The following is a 16,149-nucleotide window of genomic DNA, read 5'->3' as shown; positions in this document are numbered from 1 at the left end:
TCTTTCTCAGGCCACGACGGTGTCGTCGGGCGGATGCCAGGGCTGGGCGACCGCGTCGCGCAGCACCCGTTCGAAATGGGCCGGGTCCTTGGCCTGCAGCAGCGCGGCATCGCGCGGCAGGTGCCAGTCGGCCAGGCGCGAGAGCCAGAACCGCAGCGCGGCGGTGCGCCGCAGCCCCGCCAGCAGGCGGCGCTCGGCCGCGCTGGCCGGACGCTCGGCCTGGTAGGCGTGCCACAGGGCTTCGGCCCGCTCGGGCACCAGCGTGCCGCGGTCGAGGTCGATGCACCAGTCGTTCAAGACCACCGCCAGATCGTAGGCAAAGCTGTCGATGCCGGCGAAATAGAAATCGAACACGCCCGACAGCCGCTCGCGCCCGGGCAGGCCGGCGAACAAGGCGTTGTCGCGGAACAGGTCGGCATGCACGGCCCCCCGCGGCAGGCCGGCGTGCGCAGGCGATCGCCCGAGCTGCTGCTGGAACGCGAGTTCGGCATCCAGCAGCGCCGCAGCGCCGGCGTCCAGCCATGGACGCACGGTGGCGGCGGTGGCCTCGCGCCAGTCGGCGCCGCGCAGGTTCGGCTGGTGCAGCGGGAAATCGGCCACCGCCAGATGCATCCGGGCCAGCGTCGCGCCCACCTGGGCGCAATGGTGCAGGTCGGGCGCGTCCAGCGTCTCGCCGTCCAGCCGGTTCACCAGCGCGGCGGGCTTGCCGGCCACCTGGTGCACCAGGGTACCCTGCGCATCGGCCTGCGGTTCGGGCACCGGCAGGCCGTGGCGGGCCAGGTGGCGCATCAGGTGCAGATAGAACGGCAGCTGCTCGGCGCTCAGGCGTTCGAACAGGGTCAGCACCCATTCACCGCATTCCGAACTGACGAAGTAGTTGGTGTTCTCGATCCCGCTGGCGATCGGGGTCAGCGCCTGCAAGGCGCCCAGCCCCAGGTCGCTCAGCAGGGCTTGGGCCTGAGTAGGGCCCACTTCGGTGTAAACCGCCATGGCGTCGGGAAAAGGAAAAGGAACGACCGCCGCAGCGGCCGGACGTTAGAAGGTGCGCGAAAACCAGACCCGCTGGCCGGCCTGCGGGTCATGGGCCGGATCTTCGCCGGGCTTGGGCGGCACGATCTCGTACGGCGGCATGCCCTTGATCTTGGGCTGCACCGTCAGCTTGCGCGTCTGCCCGCGCACGCGCAACTCCTCGATGCGCACGTGGGCGTCCTCGGTCACCCGATCGATCACCTGGGGTTCGCCGGTCGCTGCGCTGGCCGGCTCGGCCGGTGGCAGCGCTGGCGCCGCCTCGGCCCGCACCGACAGCGCGGTCACCAGGCCCAGCGCGGCGAAACAGGTGGAGAAGATTCGAAGCATGCGCCGATTGTAGGCAGTCGCCGTGGCGGGCATGTTTCCACGGGTGAGAATCGCGCCATGACGACGCCCACCGATTCCGCCCCGACCCTGCTGCTGGTCGATGGCTCCAGCTACCTGTACCGCGCCTACCATGCCATGCCCGACCTGCGCGGCCCCGGCGGCGAGCCCACCGGCGCGATCCACGGCATGGTGGCGATGATGAACTGGCTGCGCGACAAGATCGGCGCGCAGCACGCGGTCTGCGTCTTCGACGCGAAGGGGCCGACCTTCCGCGACGCCTGGTATCCCGACTACAAGGCCCATCGTGCGCCGATGCCCGACGACCTGCGGACGCAGATCGAGCCGATCCACGAGGTGGTGCGCCTGCTCGGCTGGCCGGTGCTGGAGGTGCCCGGCATCGAGGCCGACGACGCGATCGGCACGCTGGCCCGGGTGGGCGCGGCGACCGGGCATCAGGTGCTCATCTCGACCGGCGACAAGGACCTGGCGCAGCTGGTGACCGACCGGGTGACGCTGATCAACACCATGGCCAAGCCGCCCGAGCGGCTGGACGTGGCCGGCGTGACGGCCAAGTTCGGCGTGCCGCCCGACCGCATCATCGACTACCTGACCCTGGTCGGCGACACCGTGGACAACGTGCCCGGCGTCGAGAAGGTCGGCCCCAAGACGGCCGTGAAGTGGCTGGCCGAACACGGCTCGCTGGACGGCGTGGTGGCCGCCGCAGGGCAGATCAAGGGCGCCGTGGGCGAGAACCTGCGCAAGGCGCTGGACTGGCTGCCGACGGGCCGCAAGCTGATCACCGTGGTGACCGACTGCGACCTGAGCGGCCATGTGCCCGACTGGCCCAGCCTGGAGTCGGTGGCGCTGAAGCCGGCCGACCGCGCCGGCCTGCTCGATTTCTACACCCGCTACGGCTTCAAGACCTGGAAGCGCGAGCTGGAGTCGGCACCCGGCGCGACCCCGATCGATCCGGCGGCGGGCGCCGACCCGGCGGATGGACCCGTGGTCGCCGCGCCGGCGGCGCCGTCCGCCGCGCTGCCCAACGACTACCGCACCGTGGGCACGCTGGCCGAACTGGACGACTGGCTGGCCCGCCTGCGCGCGGCGCCGCTGGCGGCGCTGGACACCGAGACCGATTCGCTGGACGCGATGCGCGCCCGCATCGTCGGCCTGTCGTTCGCGGTCGAGCCCGGCCGGGCGGCCTACGTGCCGCTGGCCCACGACTATCCCGGCGCGCCCGACCAGCTGCCGCTGCAGGACGTGCTGGCGCGCCTGCGGCCCTGGCTGGAAGACGCCGGCGCCGCCAAGCTCGGCCAGAACATCAAGTACGACCTGCACGTCTTCGCCAACCACGGCATCGCCGTCCAGGGCTACCGCCACGACACGATGCTGGAGAGCTACGTGCTCGAAGCCCACAAGCCGCATGGCCTGGAAAGCCTGGCCGAGCGCCACCTCGGCCGGCGCGGCCTGAGCTACGAGGACCTGTGCGGCAAGGGGGCGAACCAGATCCCGTTCTCGCAGGTCGACATCGAGCGCGCCAGCACCTACAGCGGCGAGGACAGCGAGATGTGCCTGCAGGTGCACCAGGCCCTGGCGCCGCAACTCGCGGCCGACCCCGGCCTGAGCTTCGTCTACGAGCAGATCGAGCTGCCGACCGCCGCGCTGCTGATGCGCATCGAGCGCACCGGCGTGCTGATCGACGCGGCCCGCCTGGCGGCGCAAAGCCAGCAGCTGGCCGAGCGCATGCTGGCGCTGGAGGCGCAGGCCTTCGAGATCGCGGGCCAGCCCTTCAACCTGGGCAGCCCGAAGCAGATCGGCGAGATCCTGTTCGGCAAGCTGGGCCTGCCGGTGAAGAAGAAAACCGCCAGCGGCGCGCCGTCGACCGACGAGGAAGTGCTGCAGGAACTGGCCGCCGACTACCCGTTGCCCGCCACGCTGCTGGAGCATCGCAGCCTGGCCAAGCTGAAGGGCACCTACACCGACAAGCTGCCGTTGATGGTCAACCCCGCCACCGGCCGGGTGCACACCAACTACGCGCAGGCGGTGGCGGTCACGGGGCGCCTGTCGAGCAACGAGCCCAACCTGCAGAACATCCCGATCCGCACGCCCGAAGGCCGGCGCGTGCGCGAGGCCTTCATCGCGCCGCCCGGCCACGTGATCGTCAGCGCCGATTACTCGCAGATCGAGTTGCGCATCATGGCCCACCTCAGCGGCGATCCGGGCCTGACCCGCGCCTTCGCCGAAGGCCAGGACGTGCACCGCGCCACCGCGGCCGAGGTCTTCGGCATCGCACCCGATGCGGTCAGCAGCGAACAGCGCCGCTACGCCAAGACGATCAACTTCGGCCTGATCTACGGGATGGGGGCCTTCGGCCTGGCGCAGAGCCTGGGCATCGACCAGAAGGCCGCGAAGAACTACATCGATCGCTACTTCGAACGCTTTGCCGGCGTGCGCCGTTTCATGGACCAGACCAAGGCGCTGGCGGCCGAACGGGGCTATGTGGAAACCGTCTTCGGCCGCCGCCTGTGGCTGCCCGAGATCAAGGGCGGCAACGGCCCGCGCCGCGCCGGCGCCGAACGCCAGGCGATCAACGCGCCGATGCAGGGCACGGCCGCCGACCTGATCAAGCTGGCGATGATCGCGGTGCAGCGGGCACTGGACGACGAAGGACACGCGTCGCGCATCGTGATGCAGGTGCACGACGAACTGGTGTTCGAGGTGCCCGAGGCCGAACTGGGCTGGATCCGCGAGGCCGTGCCGCGCCTGATGGCCGGCGTGGCATCGCTGAGCGTGCCGCTGCTGGCCGAGGTGGGCGTGGGCGCGAACTGGGACGAGGCCCACTGAGCATCGCCCTGCCGGGCACGCGATCAGGCCGGCTGGTCGGGCAGCGCGGCGCCGCACTGGTGGCAGAAATGCGCGTCGGGGTGGTGCTCCAGCGCCTGGCAGGCCGGGCAGACCCGGGTGCGGGCATCGCGCTCCTCGAAACGCTGGGCCGTGAATTCGGCGCTGACGATGCCGGTCGGCACGGCCAGCGTGCCCCAGCCCAGCAGCATGATCACCGAAGCCACGAAGCGGCCCAGGTCGGTCGTCGGCACGATGTCGCCGTAGCCGACGGTGGTCATCGTGGCCACCGCCCAGTACATGCTGACCGGGATGCTGGTGTAGCCGTGCTCCGGGCCTTCGACGACGTACATCACCGTGCCCAGCACCAGCGCCACCAGCAGCACGATCGACAGGAAGACCAGGATCTTGCGGCGCGACGCCTTCAGCGCATCCACCAGCAGTCGGTACTCGCCGAAATAGGTGCTGAGCTTGAGGATCCGGAAGATCCTCAGCAGCCGCAGCACTCGCACGTCGATGAAGGCCTGCAGCGGCGTCAGCAGCACCGCCAGGAAGCTCGGCAGCAAGGCCAGCAGGTCGATGATGCCGTAGCCGCTGCGGGCGTACTTCCACGGCTGTTCGACGCACACCAGGCGCGCGATGTATTCGACGGTGAACAAGCCGGTGAAGATCCACTCCAGGATGCTGAACTCGCGGCTGTAGGCCAGGCGCAGCGAGGTCACGCTGTCCATCATGACCACGACCACGCTGGCCAGGATGACCGCCACCAGCAGCATGTCGAACCGGCGTGCAGCCGGCGTGTCGACCTCGAAGATCACGGCGTACAGGCGTCGGCGCCAACCGGCTGCGGGCTTGCCGTAATTGGCGGGTTCCACCAACAGCGGGACGGCTACAGGCGGCGGCACGGCGGGCTCGTTCATGGGGACTGCGGTTCCTGATGGAGAGGGCCGGACGGCCGCGGGTTCGGCGCGGGAACGTCTGGACCGGCGTTCATTTTGCCCTTTCGCCGCGAGGCCGACACACCGTTGCATGAACGTCGGATGAGCGCCCTCCCCGGCAAGCTTCAGTATGTGCGCGAGCGCCGCAAGGTGTCGAGTCACCCAACGTAAACCCGTGCGGTGCAGGCCGCGGCACGCTCGCCCACGAGCCGTACTTTGCCCGGCTGCACAGCCCGGGAAACCCCCGAGCCGATCGGCGCCGCTTTGCCTTGCGTCAATGCAAAGCGACTTCTATCATTCGCCGACCGGTTGGTTAGGTAATTCATCGCAGCGCCGGCACAAGAACAGGAGACCGCCATGTCCGAGCCCGAGGTACGGGTGGCCGACGACGGCGCGGTGCGCGTGATCACGCTGAACCGGCCGGCCTCGCTCAACAGCTTCACCGGCGCGATGCACCGCCAGCTCCGCGCCGCGCTGGACGCCGCGGCCGGCGATGCCGGCGTGCGCGCGCTGCTGGTCACCGGGGCCGGGCGCGGCTTCTGTGCCGGGCAGGACCTGAACGATCCCGAGATGGTCGCCCGCCCCGGCGAGGCCGTGGACATCGGCGCGGTGATCGAATCCCACTACAAGCCGCTGGCACTGCGCCTGGCCTCGATGCCGGTGCCGGTGGTGATGGCCGTCAACGGCGTGGCCGCCGGTGCCGGTGCCAACTTCGCGCTGCACGGCGACATCGTGATCGCGGCCCGCTCGGCCAGCTTCATCCAGGCCTTCTCCAAGATCGGCCTGATTCCGGACTGCGGCGGCACCTGGCTGCTGCCGCGCCTGCTCGGCCGGGCGCGCGCGCTGGGCCTGGCGCTGACCGGCGACAAGCTCGGCGCCGAGCAGGCCGCCGCACAAGGCCTGATCTGGCTGTGCGTCGACGACGCCGAGCTGATGGACACCGCGATGGCGATGGCGCGACGGCTGGCCGCGATGCCGGTGCGTGCGCTCGCGGCGACCCGCCACGCGTTCGACCAGGCCGCCGGCATGGACCTGGACCAGGCCTTGTCGCTGGAGGCCTCGGTGCAGCGCGAGATGGGCCAGGGCCGCGATTTCGCCGAGGGCGTGGCGGCGTTCCAGCAGAAGCGGCCACCGAGCTTCACCGACCGATGAACCCACCTCGGACTCCCCCCTCTTCGGCCGAGGCCCAGCGCGTGGCCGAAGCCTGCCGCGACGCCATGTGGGTCGGCGACCATGCCTGCCAGGCCATGGGCTTGCGGGTGACCGCGGTCGGCCCGGGCACGGCCACGCTGGAGATGACGGTGCGCACCGACATGCTCAACGGCCACCAGATCTGCCATGGCGGCCTGATCGCCACGCTGGCGGATTCGGCCTTCGCCTATGCCTGCAACGCGTACAACGAGGTCACCGTGGCATCGGGCTTCAGCATCGAGCTGTTCGCCCCGGCCCACCTGGGCGACGTGCTCAGCGCCCAGGCCCACGAAGTCCACCGCGGCGGCCGCACCGGCGTCTACGACATCGAAGTGCGCAACCAGAAAGGCACGCGCATCGCGGCCTTTCGCGGCCGCTCCCACACCCTCAAGGGACGCCCGGTGACCGCGCTGCCCGACCCCACCTGACCCTGCCACCGGAGACCCGCCCCATGCCCGCGCGACACCCTGCCCCCGGCGAACTCGACCCGATCGAGCGCGCCAGCCGCGACGAGATCCAGGCGCTGCAGCTGCAGCGCCTGCAGGCCACGCTGGCGCGGGTCTACGAGCACGTGCCGCATTACCGCCAGGCCTTCGACGCGAAGGGCGTGCATCCGTCGGATTGCAAGACGCTGGCCGACCTGGCGAAGTTCCCGTTCACCACCAAACACGACCTGCGCGCCAACTACCCGTTCGGCATGTTCGCGGTGCCGCGACCGCAGGTGGCGCGGGTGCATGCCTCGTCGGGCACCACCGGCAAGCCCACCGTGGTGGGCTACACCCGGGGCGACATCGAACGCTGGGCCGATCTGGTGGCGCGCTCGATCCGCGCCGCCGGCGGCCGTGCCGGCGACATCGTGCATGTGGCCTACGGCTACGGCCTGTTCACCGGCGGCCTGGGCGCGCACTACGGCGCCGAGAAGCTGGGTTGCACGGTGATCCCGATGTCCGGTGGCCAGACCGAGAAGCAGGTGCAGTTGATCCGCGACTTCCAGCCCGACATCATCATGGTCACGCCCAGCTACATGCAGGTGATCATCGAGGAGTTCCGCCGTGAGGGCCTGGATCCGCGCGAGATGTCGATCAAGATCGGCATCTTCGGCGCCGAACCCTGGACCGAGCAGATGCGCCGGCAGATCGAGGGCGACGCGGCGATCGACGCGGTCGACATCTACGGCCTGTCGGAGGTGATGGGCCCGGGCGTGGCCAGCGAATGCGTGGAAAGCAAGGACGGCCCGGTGATCTGGGAAGACCACTTCTACCCCGAGATCATCGACCCCGACACCGGCGCGGTGCTGCCGTATGACGACAGCGCGGGCACCCCGGAAGGCGAACTGGTGTTCACCTCGCTGACCAAGGAAGCCTTCCCCATCATCCGCTACCGCACCCGCGACCTGACGCGCCTGCTGCCGCCCACCTCGCGCAGCATGCGGCGCATGGGCAAGATCGTCGGCCGCACCGACGACATGCTGATCATCCGCGGCGTCAACCTGTTCCCGACCCAGATCGAGGAGTTGGTGCTGCAGACCGAGGGCCTGTCGGGCCAGTACCAGCTGGTCGTCACGCGCGACGGGGCGCTGGATGCGGTGACGGTGCACTGCGAACTGCTGCCCACCGCCGGCAACGCCGACCGTGCGGCGATCGCCCGCACCTTGCAGCATCGCATCAAGACCCTGATCGGCGTGTCGACCCAGGTCCAGGTCGGCCCGCCCGAATCGATCGAACGCACGCTGGTCGGCAAGGCCCGGCGGGTGGTCGACCAACGGCCGCGCTGAGCCCTCACCGCCTCCAGTCCTGCTGCATGGCCCGCCCCCGCTCCTCCGGCTACGACGACCAGCGCGAGCTGATCCTGACCCACGCCGCCGCGCTGTTCGCGCAGCAAGGCTACGCCGCCACCTCGATGAACCAGGTGGCGGCGGCCTGCGGCGTGTCCAAGGCCGCGCTCTACCACTATGTGCGCGACAAGAACGAGTTGCTGGCCCATGTGGCCGAAGGCCACGTGCAGCGGTTGGCCCAGGTCGTGGCCGAGGTGCGAGCGCAGGCCCTGGCCCCCGAGGCGCAGCTGCGCGAGCTGATCGTTCGCTTCGTGCGCGAGTACGCCAGCGCGCGCAACGAGCACCGCGTGCTGACCGAGGACGTCGGCCTGCTCGAGCCCGAGCGCCGCGACCGGGTGCTGGGCGTGCAGCGCGGCGTCGTCGCGGCCTTTGCCGAGGCCGTGGCGGCCGTGCGGCCCGCGCTGCGGCAGGCCGAGCTGCACAAGCCGCTGACCATGCTGCTGTTCGGCATGATCAACTGGCTGTTCACCTGGTTCCGCCCGGGCGAACCGCTGACCCACGAGCAGATGGCGCCCCTGGTGGCCGACCTGTTCTTCGGCGGCCTGGGCGCCGTCGAGGCCGGCGTGGCCCGGTCCGCCGAACTGCCGCCGCGACCCCGGGCGTCCGCCGACGCGGCGCCCCCCCGTTCCCCCCGTCGATCCAAAAAGGAGACAACTTCATGAAGCTGATCAAGACCCTGCTCGCCACCGCGGCGCTGCTGGCCGCCGGCCAGGCGCTGGCCGACATCAACGTCGGCGTGGTCGTCTCGGCCACCGGCCCGGCCGCGTCGCTGGGCATCCCCGAGAAGAACACGATCGCGCTGATGCCCACCGAGATCGGCGGGCAGAAGGTGCACTACATCGTGCTCGACGATGCCTCGGACACCAGCAAGGCGGTGGCCGACACCCGGCGCCTGATCACCGAGGACAAGGTCGACGTGATCCTGGGCTCGACCATCACGCCGAACTCGCTGGCCATGATCGACGTGGTGGCCGAGGCCAAGGTACCGATGATCTCGATGGCCGCGTCGGCGCACATCGTCGAGCCGCAGGACGCCAAGCGCCACTGGGTCTTCAAGACACCGCAGAACGACATCATGATGTCGCTGGCGATCGCCAGCCACATGGCCGATCACCAGATCAAGACCGTCGGCTTCATCGGTTTCGCGGATGCCTACGGCGAAGGCTGGTCGCAGGAATTCAGCAAGGCCGCGGCGCTCAAGGGCTTGCAGATCGTGGCCAGCGAGCGCTATGCGCGCAGCGACAACTCGGTCACCGCCCAGGTGCTCAAGCTGATGGCCGCCCACCCGGATGCGGTGCTGATCGCGGGCTCGGGAACGCCGGCCGCGCTGCCGCAGGTCGAGCTCGCCGAACGCGGCTACAAGGGCCAGATCTACCAGACCCATGGCGTGGCCAACAACGACTTCCTGCGGGTCGGCGGCAAGAGCGTCGAAGGCACCTACCTGCCGGCCGGTCCGGTGCTGGTGGCCAGCCAGCTGCCGGCGTCGAACCCGATCAAGAAGAGCGCCAGCGCCTATGTGGCCAAGTACGAAGCCATGTATGGCAAGGGCAGCGTCTCGACCTTCGGCGCCCATGCCTGGGACGCCGGTCTGCTGATGACGCATGCCGTGCCGCAAGCACTGAAGAAGGCCCAGCCCGGCACGCCGGCCTTCCGTGCCGCGCTGCGCGACGCGCTGGAACAGGTGCACGAGATGCCCGGCGCGCACGGCATCTTCACGATGTCGCCCACCGACCACCTGGGCCTGGACCAGCGTGCCCGGGTGATGGTGCGCATCGAAAAGGGCACCTGGAAGTATCAGCCCTGACGGCGGCACGGCCTGTTCGAAGGGGTGCGGCGGGTCCAGCGCACCCCTTCGGTTTTGTCGATCCCTGAAAGTCCGCCACTTCGGGCTTCCGGGTCGGGGCGAATGGGGTAGCCTGCGAGCCAGACTGGTTTCTCGTGCGCCGCACTGCGCACCCCACCGTGAGCACGTCCGACACCTCGTTCGACCCCACCACCGCGTCCGTCCTGATCGTTGACGACAACGCCGAGAACCTGAGCGTGCTCGGCGATCTGTTGCAGGACGCCGGCTACCGGGTCAAGGTGGCCAACAGCGGCGCGACGGCGCTGCGCCTGGCCCGTGCCAGCCCACCGCCGGACCTGATTCTGCTGGACGTGATGATGCCGGTGATGGACGGCTTCGAGGTCCTGCGCCGGCTGCGCGACGACCCGGCGACCGAGGCGCTGCCGGTGATGTTCCTGACCGCGTTGGACGATCGGCGCGACGAGGAGTTCGGACTGCAGCAGGGCGCGGCGGACTACATCACCAAGCCGATCCATCCGCCCATCGTGCTGGCCCGGGTGCGCGCCCAGGTGGAGGCCAAGCGCCTGCGCGACTGGCTGCGCGACGAGAACGCCGCGCTGGAGGCCGAGGTCGCCCGACGCATCTCGGAGAACGAACAGATCCAGCGGGTCACGATCCGGGCGCTGGCCCACCTGGCCGAGACCCGCGACCCCGAGACCGGCAACCACATCCTGCGCACCCAGACCTACGTGCGCCTGCTGGCCGAGGAGCTCAAGCACCGCGCCCGCTTCAGCGAGGTGCTGACCGAATCGACGATCGACCTGCTGGTGCGGTCGGCCCCGCTGCACGACATCGGCAAGGTCGGCATCCCGGACCACATCCTGCTCAAGCCCGGCCCGTTGACGGCCGATGAATGGGAGGTGATGAAGACCCATTCCCGGCTCGGCGCCGACGCGATCGAGCAGGCCGAGCGCGACATCGAGCGGCCCCTGGCGTTTCTGACGCTGGCCAAGCAGATCGCCCGCTCGCACCACGAACACTGGGACGGCAGCGGCTACCCCGACGGCCTGGCCGGCGACGCGATTCCGGTCTCGGCGCGGCTGATGGCCGTGGCCGACGTGTTCGATTCGCTGGTCTCGCCGCGGGTCTACAAGCAGGCCTTCAGCTTCGAACAGGCGCGCCAGACCATCGTGTCGGCGCGCGGCAGCCATTTCGACCCGGACGTCGTCGACGCCTTCATCGCGAGCTACGAGGCCTTCGTGCTGGTGGCGGTGGAGCACAACGCGGCGGCCGGCCGCCTGACGCTGCCCTGAGCCCCGGGCCCGCAGCCCCACCCCGCCATGGCACCCGCCCCCCTCCCCGCCGACGACGCCGATCGTCCGGTGGCCGACCCGCCCGGCAGCGGTCGGGTCGCCGGCGCGGTGCTGATCTACGCCGCGTTCGCCGGCTTGTGGATCCTGCTGTCGGATCGGCTGCTGACGGCGCTGGTCACCGACCGGCAGATGCTGATGTGGGTGGCCGTGGCCAAGGGCTGGCTGTTCGTCGGCGTGACCAGCCTGCTGCTGTACCTGTTGATGCGGCGTCTGCAAGCCGCGTCCCGCCGTGCGCCGTTGCGGCCGAAGATCGGTTGGCGCGATGGCGCGCTTCAAATGATATTGGCAGCCTTGCTGGTGACCGCGCTGGTGGGCAGCACGATGGGCGTCGTGCTGCGTCAGCACCGGGCCACCGAGGCGGCCCGGCTGCAGGCGATCGCCGCCCTCAAGGCCGACCAGGTGTTCGACTGGCTGGACGAGCGCCGCGCCGACCTGCGCCTGCTCCACAGCAGCAGCAACTGGAGCGAGCTGTACCTGGCCTGGGCGGAGCGGCACGACACCGGCGCCAGGGACCGGCTGGCGGTGCGCCTGCGGGCCTTCGTCGCGCAAGGCACCTATTGTTCGGCGACGCTCCTGAGCGCCGACAGTTCGACCCGCGTCGAGGCTCCGGCCGCCACCGAAACGCTGACGCCCGAACTGGCCGCCGCCGTGCGAGCCCGCCCGCAGGCCCCCGAGTCGCCGGTCATCCTCGGTCCCCGTCTCGATGCCGGCGGCCATCTGCGCCTGGACTTGCTGACCTCGTTGCCGGCCCCACCCGGCCATTCCCGCCCGGTGCTGTGGCTGCAGGTGGACCCGAGCGCGTGGATGCGCACCCACCTGAGCGACTGGCCGGTGCCGACGCGCAGCGGCGAACTGGTGGTAATCAAGCGCGACGGGAATCAGGTGCTGCGGCTCAATCCGCCGCAGCACGCGTCAAGCGCCCGGATCGGACTCACGGCGATCGATGTCCCCCCGGACCGACTGGTGGCGCAGGTGTTCGCCGCCCCGTCGCGCCTCGGCGAGTTGTTGACCGGCGTCGACCCGAACGGCCGCCCGGTGATGGGCGTGGCGCAGCGGATCGCAGGCACCGACTGGCGGGTGCTGGCCAAGCTCGACCGGCGCGAGTTCCTGGCTGGCCAGACGTCGGACCTGGTCTGGCTCGGCATGGTGGGCCTGCTGCTCATGGGCCTGGCCGCCGCGCTCATCCGCCAGCGCCTGCAAGGTCGCTGGCTGGATCGTGCGATGGAAGTCCAGCAGCGGCAGGCCGCCCAGATGCAGCCGCTGCAATTGCTGAAGGCGGTCGCCGACAGTTCCGAGGACGCCATCTTCGCCAAGGACCTGGACGGCCGCTACCTGGTGTTCAACCGCGCCGCCGAACAGTTCACCGGCAAGCCGGCTGCGGCGGTCCTGGGGCAGGACGACCACGCGCTGTTCCCCCCCGAGCAGGCCCGCATGCTGATCGAGGTCCAGCAGCGCGTGCTCCGGGAGCTGCGCACCATCACCTACGAAGAGCGGCTCAGCACCGCGCAAGGCGAACGCATCTTCATGGCGACCAAGGGCTTGCTGCGCGATGAACAGGGCGTGGTGATCGGCACCTACGGCTTGTCGCGCGACATCACCGCGCAGCGCCAGATGCTGGATCAGCTGGAACACTACGGCCAGCATCTGGAAGAACTGGTGGCGGAGCGGACGGCGCAACTCGCCGAGGCCCGCGAGCGCGCCGAGAGCGCCAGCCGCGCCAAGAGCACGTTCCTGGCCAACATGAGCCACGAGATTCGCACGCCGATGAACGCGATCCTGGGCCTGGTGCGGCTGATGCGCGACACCACCGACCCCGCTGCCCAGGCCGACCGGCTGCGTCGTATCGAGCGCTCGGCGCAACACCTGATGAGCGTGCTCAACGACGTGCTGGACCTGTCCAAGATCGAGGCCGGGCGGCTCGAACTGGTGCCGGTCGACTTTTCTCTGTCGCACCTGATGGACGAGGTGCGGCAATTCATCCAGCCCCAGGCCGCGGCGCGCGCGCTGGCGCTGGAGGTCGATCCGGTGGTGCCCGACCGGGTGCTGCATGGCGACGCGATGCGGCTGCGCCAGGCCTTGTTGAACTACGCCAGCAACGCGGTGAAGTTCACCGAGAAGGGGTCGATCAGGCTGAGCGTTCGCTGCGAGAAGGAGGACGCCGGCCGCGTGCAACTGCGCTTCGAGGTGCGCGACACCGGCATCGGCATCAGCGCGGAGCAGGTACCCCGCCTGTTCCAGGCTTTCGAGCAGGCCGATGCCTCGACCACGCGGCGCCACGGCGGCACCGGGCTGGGCCTGGCAATCACCCGACGGCTCGCGTCGATGATGGGCGGCCAGACGGGGGTGCAGAGCGTGCCCGGCCAAGGCAGCACGTTCTGGTTCACGGCCTGGCTGGAACCGGGCCGGCAGACGCTGGAGGCCGCCCCTGCTTCGGCGGCCGGCGAGGCGGCGTCGCAATTGCGCGCACGCACCGCCTCCTCGCGGGTGCTGCTGGCCGACGACGACGAAGTGAACCGCGAGGTGATGGTCGAACTGCTGCAGTCCGTCGGGCTGCGGGTGGACGCGGTGGCGGACGGCGCGCAGGCCGTGGCGCGGTTCTCTCCCGCGCGCCACGACCTGGTGCTGATGGACCTGCAGATGCCGGAGCTCGACGGGCTGGCGGCCACCCGGATCCTGCGGCAGCACCGTGGACCGGACGCGCTGCCCATCCTTGCGCTGACCGCGAACGCCTTCGACGAGGACCGGCAAGCCTGCCTGGCCGCCGGCATGAACGACTTCATCGGCAAGCCGGTCGAGCCCGACCGGCTGTACCAGGCGCTGCTGACCTGGCTGCCCGACGTGCCGGCCGACACCGATGCGGCCCCCAAGGCACCGGCTGAACCGGCCACCGAAGCCCCGCGCACCGAGCGCCCGGCCTGGCTGCAAGAGGCCGCCGCCCTGCCCGGCCTCGACGTGGCTCAGGGCTTGCGGATCGTCCAGGGCCAGGCGGAGCGTTATCGCCGACTGCTGGCGGTGTTTCTGGGCAGCCATGGCGGCGATCCACAGCGTCTGCGCGACGCCGCGCAGCGCGCCGACGCGCCGGCACTGCGCAACATCGCCCACAGCCTGAAGGCCTCGGCCGGTGCCCTCGGAGCCCATGCCGTGCAGGCGCAGGCGGCGGCGCTGGAGGGCGCCGCACGGGTGCAGGCACCGCAACTCGACACCCTGGTGCCGCTCGCGCACGCGGTGGCCGAGGCACAACAGGCGCTGCTGGACGGGCTCGCCACGGTCCTGGGCGACAGCCTGCTCCAGGCCCCGAGCGAGACGCCGCCGGCCGCCCCGCCCGCCAGCGCCGGAGCCACGCCGGGCGAGGCCGATTGGGCCCTGGTGTCGCGCCTGTGCGGGCTGCTCGCCGCCGGGGAACTGGCCGCAAGCCAGCTGGCCGCCACTCACGCGGATCGGCTTCGCACCGCCGTGGGAACGGTTCGGGCCGACGAGGTGTTGCGGCTGATCGCCGGGTTTCAGTACGAACCGGCCCTGGAGCTGCTGCACGCCGAACTCGCCGCGCGCCCCGCGGCCACGGCAAGGTCCTGAGCGTCGATCCGCGTGCTCAGTCAGGTGTGGCGTGCAGTTCCGGCAGTTCCAGATCGGCGGTGCCGGGGCAGACCCACTTCGGATGTTCGCGCGTGGCATCGATGCAACCGCCCTGCGTGTAGACGCCACGCGGGTCGCGCATGCGCATCATCCTGGCCAGCACCTCGCCGGCAGCGGCGGGATCGGCCTCGGTGGCCCGGACCCGCGCCAGGACCCGGGCCTCGTCGATGCGCAATTCGCCATGCGCGTCGACATAGGTGCCGTGGCGCCAGTGGTAGACCTCCAGGCACTTGGCGCGCAGCGTGAAGGGCTCGTCCCGGCGCCAGAAGTTGGCGAACAGCCCGCCCCCGAGATAGATCACCCACGAGCCCTCGAAGCCGGACACGTCGGCCGACGCCTCGTCTGGATTGCGGAACCAGACCCGGTCGCCGGGCACGTAGTAGCACGCCGGCAGCGGCGCCTGCAGGGAGCCGATCTCGCGCAGGAACACGTCATGAAACGCCGCCGAGCGGATCACCCGCGACTCGCACTGCTGCTGCAGCCGGTCGAGCAGGGCCGGATGGCTGCGCTCGAGTTCCTGGGCGATGCCCAGCAGCATCACATACTCGGTGGCGCGGTAGCAGGAGAACGCGTAAGGCGACTCGCCCGCCGCCGGCTGGGTGGCGGCGCGCAAGGCGTCGATCAGCGAGACACCCGGCCGCACGGTGTAGCCCTGGTCGTCATCGCCCTGCCACAGCTGCATGGGCCGCGACGCCTGAGCGGTGTGGAAGGCCAGCGCCGTCGCCCGTGCCGCCAGTGCGATGTCCCGGCGCATCCGCACCTGGGCCTGCAGTTCGGCCAGGCTGGGGCAGTCCAGTTCCACCGGGCCCAGCAGCAGCGCGAGCAGGATTTCGCGCATCAGGTCGGCCTGCGCATCGCCTCGGGCAACCCCGGGCAGCGCCGCGAGCGCCAAAGTGTCGTGCCCGGGTGCCCACTGCGAGGCGACCGCGGGATCGAGATGGAGGTGCAGCGCCGGCGGACGACCGTCCCCGGCGATCGGCTGGATGCGCCACGCCCCCGGCAGCTCAAGCTGCGTCAGCCATGCCGCCAGGCTGCGGTGCTGCGGCTCCAGGCTCGCGGTCGAATCGACCCGAACGCGAATGCCGCTGGGCGGCGAATCAGGCAAGAACTGCATCGGCGAAAAACGCTAGGCCGGAAGGCGGCGACACGGAGAAGACACGCGCTCAGACTTGCCTGGCCCTCACCTTGACAGACGGTCGT

At 70.4% G+C, this 16,149-nt stretch carries 12 protein-coding genes; 8 read left to right on the top strand and 4 right to left on the bottom strand.

Annotated elements, in window-relative coordinates:
* Window positions 1–6: 6 nt before the first annotated feature.
* Together AC0N04_RS10285 and AC0N04_RS10280 are read right to left on the bottom strand one after the other, a co-directional pair.
* On the bottom strand, window positions 7–990 hold the full coding sequence (locus tag AC0N04_RS10285) for a homoserine kinase (RefSeq protein ID WP_474281205.1): 984 nt from the start codon (window positions 988–990) through the stop codon (window positions 7–9).
* 45 nt (window positions 991–1,035) lie between these two features.
* Entirely contained in the window at window positions 1,036–1,356 is a 321-nt protein-coding gene (locus AC0N04_RS10280; RefSeq protein ID WP_474281203.1) for a hypothetical protein, read from the bottom strand.
* Between the two features lie 57 nt (window positions 1,357–1,413).
* Here AC0N04_RS10280 and polA point away from each other — a divergent pair, with 57 nt between their 5' ends.
* Window positions 1,414–4,200 carry a DNA polymerase I gene (polA, locus tag AC0N04_RS10275; RefSeq protein WP_474281201.1) on the top strand — a complete coding sequence of 929 codons (2,787 nt, stop codon included), beginning with the start codon at window positions 1,414–1,416 and terminating at the stop codon, window positions 4,198–4,200.
* Window positions 4,201–4,223: 23 nt separating this feature from the next.
* On the opposite strand, the gene AC0N04_RS10270 is transcribed toward polA, so the two are convergent.
* On the bottom strand, window positions 4,224–5,117 hold the full coding sequence (locus AC0N04_RS10270; RefSeq protein ID WP_474281199.1) for an ion transporter: 894 nt from the start codon (window positions 5,115–5,117) through the stop codon (window positions 4,224–4,226).
* Window positions 5,118–5,492: 375 nt separating this feature from the next.
* On the opposite strand from AC0N04_RS10270, the gene AC0N04_RS10265 reads away from it, so the two are divergent.
* The 7 genes from AC0N04_RS10265 to AC0N04_RS10235 all read left to right on the top strand — a co-directional run bounded on the left by AC0N04_RS10265 (window position 5,493) and on the right by AC0N04_RS10235 (window position 14,889).
* Window positions 5,493–6,287 carry an enoyl-CoA hydratase-related protein gene (locus AC0N04_RS10265; protein WP_474281197.1) on the top strand — a complete coding sequence of 265 codons (795 nt, stop codon included), beginning with the start codon at window positions 5,493–5,495 and terminating at the stop codon, window positions 6,285–6,287.
* On the top strand, window positions 6,284–6,754 hold the full coding sequence (gene paaI / locus AC0N04_RS10260; protein ID WP_474281195.1) for a hydroxyphenylacetyl-CoA thioesterase PaaI: 471 nt from the start codon (window positions 6,284–6,286) through the stop codon (window positions 6,752–6,754). The genes AC0N04_RS10265 and paaI overlap by 4 nt, the downstream gene beginning before the upstream one ends.
* Before the next feature lie 23 nt (window positions 6,755–6,777).
* Window positions 6,778–8,100, top strand: coding sequence for a phenylacetate--CoA ligase PaaK (gene paaK / locus AC0N04_RS10255; protein WP_474281193.1), 1,323 nt, complete (start codon window positions 6,778–6,780; stop codon window positions 8,098–8,100).
* 26 nt (window positions 8,101–8,126) lie between these two features.
* The gene (locus AC0N04_RS10250; protein WP_474281191.1) at window positions 8,127–8,822 is read left to right on the top strand and encodes a TetR/AcrR family transcriptional regulator; all 696 of its coding nucleotides are present in this window, start codon (window positions 8,127–8,129) and stop codon (window positions 8,820–8,822) included.
* Complete coding sequence (locus AC0N04_RS10245) at window positions 8,819–9,964, top strand: ABC transporter substrate-binding protein (RefSeq protein WP_474281189.1); 1,146 nt, start codon at window positions 8,819–8,821, stop codon at window positions 9,962–9,964. Before AC0N04_RS10250 ends, AC0N04_RS10245 begins: the two co-directional genes overlap by 4 nt.
* 158 nt (window positions 9,965–10,122) lie before the next feature.
* Complete coding sequence (locus AC0N04_RS10240; protein WP_474281187.1) at window positions 10,123–11,256, top strand: HD-GYP domain-containing protein; 1,134 nt, start codon at window positions 10,123–10,125, stop codon at window positions 11,254–11,256.
* Window positions 11,257–11,283: 27 nt separating this feature from the next.
* Window positions 11,284–14,889: a PAS domain-containing hybrid sensor histidine kinase/response regulator gene (locus tag AC0N04_RS10235; protein WP_474281185.1), complete on the top strand. Its 3,606-nt coding sequence runs from the start codon at window positions 11,284–11,286 to the stop codon at window positions 14,887–14,889.
* A 16-nt stretch (window positions 14,890–14,905) separates the two neighbouring features.
* Here the strand turns inward: AC0N04_RS10235 and AC0N04_RS10230 are convergent, their stop codons facing one another.
* On the bottom strand, window positions 14,906–16,063 hold the full coding sequence (locus AC0N04_RS10230; RefSeq protein ID WP_474281183.1) for a hypothetical protein: 1,158 nt from the start codon (window positions 16,061–16,063) through the stop codon (window positions 14,906–14,908).
* Window positions 16,064–16,149: the final 86 nt, after the last annotated feature.

The sequence above is a fragment of the Ideonella sp. sgz306126 genome, assembly GCF_056032705.1.
Note: the sequence above shows the minus strand (reverse complement) of the source record. Positions and strands in the feature narration are given on the sequence as shown.

What these genes read in the sequence shown, in the direction of transcription:
- AC0N04_RS10265 (WP_474281197.1), top strand. Translation starts at nt 5,493, where the DNA reads ATGTCCGAGCCCGAGGTACGGGTGGCCGACGACGGCGCGGTGCGCGTG.
- AC0N04_RS10235 (WP_474281185.1), top strand. Translation starts at nt 11,284, where the DNA reads ATGGCACCCGCCCCCCTCCCCGCCGACGACGCCGATCGTCCGGTGGCC.
- AC0N04_RS10285 (WP_474281205.1), bottom strand. Translation starts at nt 990, where the DNA reads ATGGCGGTTTACACCGAAGTGGGCCCTACTCAGGCCCAAGCCCTGCTG.
- polA (WP_474281201.1), top strand. Translation starts at nt 1,414, where the DNA reads ATGACGACGCCCACCGATTCCGCCCCGACCCTGCTGCTGGTCGATGGC.
- AC0N04_RS10245 (WP_474281189.1), top strand. Translation starts at nt 8,819, where the DNA reads ATGAAGCTGATCAAGACCCTGCTCGCCACCGCGGCGCTGCTGGCCGCC.
- paaI (WP_474281195.1), top strand. Translation starts at nt 6,284, where the DNA reads ATGAACCCACCTCGGACTCCCCCCTCTTCGGCCGAGGCCCAGCGCGTG.
- AC0N04_RS10270 (WP_474281199.1), bottom strand. Translation starts at nt 5,117, where the DNA reads ATGAACGAGCCCGCCGTGCCGCCGCCTGTAGCCGTCCCGCTGTTGGTG.
- AC0N04_RS10250 (WP_474281191.1), top strand. Translation starts at nt 8,127, where the DNA reads ATGGCCCGCCCCCGCTCCTCCGGCTACGACGACCAGCGCGAGCTGATC.
- AC0N04_RS10280 (WP_474281203.1), bottom strand. Translation starts at nt 1,356, where the DNA reads ATGCTTCGAATCTTCTCCACCTGTTTCGCCGCGCTGGGCCTGGTGACC.
- AC0N04_RS10230 (WP_474281183.1), bottom strand. Translation starts at nt 16,063, where the DNA reads ATGCAGTTCTTGCCTGATTCGCCGCCCAGCGGCATTCGCGTTCGGGTC.
- paaK (WP_474281193.1), top strand. Translation starts at nt 6,778, where the DNA reads ATGCCCGCGCGACACCCTGCCCCCGGCGAACTCGACCCGATCGAGCGC.